Source organism: Roseovarius atlanticus (assembly GCF_001441615.1).
GTDB lineage: Bacteria > Pseudomonadota > Alphaproteobacteria > Rhodobacterales > Rhodobacteraceae > Roseovarius > Roseovarius atlanticus.
Genome location: NZ_LAXJ01000036.1, coordinates 1 through 3,056, shown reverse-complemented (window position 1 = coordinate 3,056; position 3,056 = coordinate 1). Strand labels below are relative to the sequence as shown.

General features: G+C 63.9%; 2 protein-coding genes and 1 pseudogene. All 3 read left to right on the top strand.

Annotated elements, in window-relative coordinates; genetic code table 11:
* Positions 1 to 479: 479 nt before the first annotated feature.
* The 3 genes and pseudogenes from tnpB (at position 480) to XM53_RS21470 (ending at position 2,643) form a co-directional block, all read left to right on the top strand.
* Positions 480 to 830, top strand: a complete 351-nt coding sequence (gene tnpB, locus XM53_RS21480; protein ID WP_057796854.1) for an IS66 family insertion sequence element accessory protein TnpB — start codon at positions 480 to 482, stop codon at positions 828 to 830.
* 60 nt (positions 831 to 890) lie between these two features.
* Positions 891 to 1,172: pseudogene (locus XM53_RS21475) on the top strand (transposase domain-containing protein); the annotation flags it as partial.
* 430 nt (positions 1,173 to 1,602) lie between these two features.
* Positions 1,603 to 2,643, top strand: coding sequence for an IS110 family RNA-guided transposase (locus tag XM53_RS21470; protein WP_057796853.1), 1,041 nt, complete (start codon positions 1,603 to 1,605; stop codon positions 2,641 to 2,643).
* The last annotated feature ends 413 nt before the right edge of the window (positions 2,644 to 3,056 follow it).

The window sequence follows — 3,056 nt, the reverse complement described above, 5'->3', positions numbered from 1 at the left end:
CTTTAGGGTTGTAATACGGTTCCTCATAAGATATGCGTCCGGCGAGGGCCGCCTGATCACGGGTTTGGATTTCAGCTACGGGTCTGAACCTATGACAGACCATAGCTTCATGCCCCAAGTGGAAGTTCTTTCGGTCACGGATACTGGTCGGCGCCGTCGATGGACGGATGCGGAGAAGCTCCGGATCGTAGAGGAGAGTTATTCGGCACCGCGGATGGCCGCGGCGACACGCCATCTCTCGTTCGCTGCTGACGCGATGGCGGCGGGAAGCACGCCAAGGGCGGCTGTCGGCGCCGGAATCCGCGATGCATTGCGCCAGTGGCGATCACAGCGAACGCGGATCAGCGAGTTGAGACCGAGCGCGGCGATGCGCGCTCTGACCGCTTCGAGATCATCTTGCAGAACGGACTACGACTGCTTGCTGACGCCTCGCTCGACGCGTCGGCTCTTACACGACTTGTGCAGATCCTGGAGCGGGCATGATCGCGTTTCCGGCCGGGGTGCGGGTCTGGATCGCGGGCGGAGTCACCGACATGCGCCGCGGCATGAACACTCTCGCGCTTCAGGTTCAGCAGGGGCTCGGACGCGATCCCCACGCCGGCGAGATCTTCTGTTTGCGTGGGCGCAAGGGCGACCTGGTTAAGCTGCTCTGGCGCGATGGTGTGGGCATGTCGCTCTATACCAAGCGGTTGGAAGCGGGCAAATTCATCTGGCCCGTCAGCCGCAGCGGCGAAGCGGTGCAGGTCTCGGCAGCCCAGCTCGGGTATCTTCTCGAAGGGATCGATTGGCGCAACCCGCGCTGGACGCAACGCCCTGCAAAGGCCGGATAAATCAGCCTCACAGACCTTATTTACATGGGCTTTTCGGGCGCTACGTGGTAGGTTTTGGCCATGCCGGATGCCGCTTCCGAGATCGCCAGATTGCGTGCCGCGCTCGCGGCATCGGAGGCCCGTGCGGAGGCCGCCGAGAGCGAGCTGGTGCAGGCCCGCGCGGTGGTCGCGACCTCCGAGGCGATGATCAAGCATCTCAGGCTCGAGATCGCCAAGCTGCGGCGGGAGCAATACGACCATAGCTCGGAGCGCCGGGCTCGCCTGATTGATCAGGTGGAGTTGCAGCTCGAGGAACTCGAGGCGGCCGCCACCGAGGATGAACTCGCTGCGGAGACTGCGGCACTGCCCATGCGCGGAAACTGGCCGTCATCATGCATCGGATGTGGATAGACGGCACAGAGTTCAAATCCGACTGACAGAGAACCAAAACCAGAGCTTCCGCAAGGAAGGCGGCCCTGAAGGGACGTGGTGAGGGAAAAGCCGACAGAAATCCTGACTTGAATATGAAGTCGCAACGGAGATGAGCTTTCCTGCGTCAGAGCCAACCGCATCATGTGAGTGCAATGGATAGTGCCCCGGGGGAATGGATAGTGCCCCGGGGGATGGTGTAAGAGCGCCGACCTTCGGGTAGGCCCGAGTCCTGATCAGGACGCCACGGCGGGCAGCCTGACGTTGGGATTGTCGTTGACGCGCGCGAGGGTTTCAAGATGTCGTCATGGGGCGGCCTGGACGGGATGGGTCGTCACCCTGTGCAACAACGGAAAAAGACGACATGAAAGCATTCATCGGCATCGACGTATCGCTGGCAAGTTCGGCGTTCTGCATCCTCGACGAACACGGACAGATCCTGAAGCGGGCGCAGGTGGCCAGCGAACCGGAGGCCTTTGTCGCCTTCTTGGGCGGCCTGCCATGGTCCATCGCGGCGATCGGCCTTGAGGCCGGCCCGCTGTCGCAATGGCTGCACCATGGCCTTGCCGCGGCGGGCTTCGATCCGGTCCTGATGGAGACGCGGCAGGTCAAGGCGGTCCTGAAGGCGATGCCCGTCAAAACCGATCGCCGCGATGCGGAAGGCATCGCCCAGCTGCTCCGCATTTGCTGGTTCCGACCCGTCCACTGCAAGTCTGTCTCGGCCCAGGAACTTCGCGCCCTGCTCGGCGCGCGCAGGTCGGTGCAGAAGGCGCTGCTGGATATCGAGCAGTCGCTACGTGGCGTGCTCCGCAACTTCGGTCTGAAGGTGGGCCGGGTGGGCCGGAGTCAATACGAGGCGCGGGTTCGCGAACTGGTCCAGGGCAACGACATGCTGGAGGCCGCGGCCACGGCGATCCTGAGCGCACGCACGGCGCTGCGGCGGGATCTGGCCGCCCTCGAACACCGACTGCGTGATCTCGCACGGCAGGACGAGGTCTGCCGGCGGATGATGACCATGCCCGGTGTCGGGGCGTTGGTCGCGCTGACCGTGCGGGCGGCAATCGATGATCCGGCCCGATTCCGTTCGTCGCGCGATGTCGGGCCGTGGGCCGGCCTGACTCCGCGACGAGACCAGTCCGGGGAGCGCGACGTTATGAGCCATATCACCAAGGCGGGCGATGCCACACTGCGGACGGTCCTCTTCAACGCAGCGACGGTGATGATGTATCGGGCGAGACCCTGCTGGCTAAAAGCTTGGAGCCTGCAGGTGGCCCGGCGTCGCGGGCAAAAGCGGGCCACGGTCGCTCTCGCGCGGCGCATTGGCGTGGTGCTCCACCGCATGTGGATGGACGGCACAGATTTTCGCATGACCCGGGATGGGGAAGCTGTCGCAGCCTGGCGGTAGAGGGCTGAGGGATCATCGAACGGACGAGGAGGTTCTTTCTGACGGTGCAGCGATTGCACCCAGGCTATGACCCTACCGGGACGCGGTTCCTGAGAACGCCGGATATGAGCCGGCAGCCGGACATCCGTCCGAGCGCGTTTTCAAGATGGGCTCTCAGGAACCGATCTAACCGACATCATGTAGGCGGCCTCGCGCCGACCACGGACGGAAGCATGACACCGGTGCGGACACGAGCCAGTGGCACAATTGCAGTACCGGATGACGACCCGCATGAGCAGGCAATCCGGCGCGGGCGCTGCTCCCATGTCTGCGGTCTCCGCAGCGCCCGCGCCTGACGTTCTGCGAGCCGCCATAGGTTCCGCGGATGGATCGGCACGGGCTTTTTTGAATTGACGACCATGCCCCCATGACGG

What these genes read in the sequence shown, in the direction of transcription:
- tnpB (WP_057796854.1), top strand. Translation starts at nt 480, where the DNA reads ATGATCGCGTTTCCGGCCGGGGTGCGGGTCTGGATCGCGGGCGGAGTC.
- XM53_RS21470 (WP_057796853.1), top strand. Translation starts at nt 1,603, where the DNA reads ATGAAAGCATTCATCGGCATCGACGTATCGCTGGCAAGTTCGGCGTTC.